The organism is Bacillus sp. 01N45 (assembly GCF_056399205.1).
Map to the genome: position 1 here is coordinate 1 of NZ_JBFTQW010000039.1, position 724 is coordinate 724.

A 724-nucleotide genomic window follows, 5' to 3' on the forward strand; every position below is an offset into this window, starting at 1 on the left:
CCATTCGCTCGACTTGCATGTATTAGGCACGCCGCCAGCGTTCATCCTGAGCCAGGATCAAACTCTCCAATAAAGTTAGTTTGTCTAGCATCTAAAAATAAAAATTGACGTTTCACGTTGTTTGTTTCGTTCAGTTTTCAAAGAACTAAAAGCGGGTGAAGAGAATCGAACTCTCGACCAGAGCTTGGAAGGCTCTTGTTTTACCACTAAACTACACCCGCGTGGTCGGGAAGACAGGATTTGAACCTGCGACCCCCTGGTCCCAAACCAGGTGCTCTACCAAGCTGAGCCACTTCCCGTTATGGCGCGCCCGAGAGGAGTCGAACCCCTAACCTCTTGATCCGTAGTCAAACGCTCTATCCAATTGAGCTACGGGCGCTTATTCATGATGTTTTTTCGTCGTTGTATTTTGGCGACTCAATTATCTTATCATACTACATTTTCAAATGCAAGTACTTTTTAAAAAAGATTTTTTGATGCGGCCGAGAGGACTTGAACCTCCACGGGGTTTCCCCCACTAGGCCCTCAACCTAGCGCGTCTGCCGTTCCGCCACGACCGCGCGGAAAAAACAAAAGTGAGCCATGAAGGATTCGAACCTTCGACCCTCTGATTAAAAGTCAGATGCTCTACCAACTGAGCTAATGGCTCGTAAATGGCTGGGCTAGCTGGATTCGAACCAGCGCATGACGGAGTCAAAGTCCGTTGCCTTACCGCTTGGCTATA

General features: G+C 48.2%; 5 tRNA genes and 1 rRNA gene. All 6 read right to left on the reverse strand.

The features are described 5' to 3' along the window. A 16S ribosomal RNA gene (locus AC1DMU_RS29450) occupies positions 1 to 73 on the reverse strand; the annotation flags it as partial. A gap of 77 nt (positions 74 to 150) precedes the next feature. Next, positions 151 to 221: transfer RNA gene (locus tag AC1DMU_RS29455), tRNA-Gly, on the reverse strand. Between the two features lies 1 nt (position 222). Beyond that, a tRNA-Pro gene (locus AC1DMU_RS29460) sits at positions 223 to 299 on the reverse strand. A 3-nt stretch (positions 300 to 302) separates the two neighbouring features. After that, positions 303 to 379: transfer RNA gene (locus tag AC1DMU_RS29465), tRNA-Arg, on the reverse strand. A 98-nt stretch (positions 380 to 477) separates the two neighbouring features. Then, positions 478 to 560: transfer RNA gene (locus AC1DMU_RS29470), tRNA-Leu, on the reverse strand. Between the two features lie 16 nt (positions 561 to 576). After that, a tRNA-Lys gene (locus tag AC1DMU_RS29475) sits at positions 577 to 649 on the reverse strand. Positions 650 to 724 lie beyond the last annotated feature (75 nt).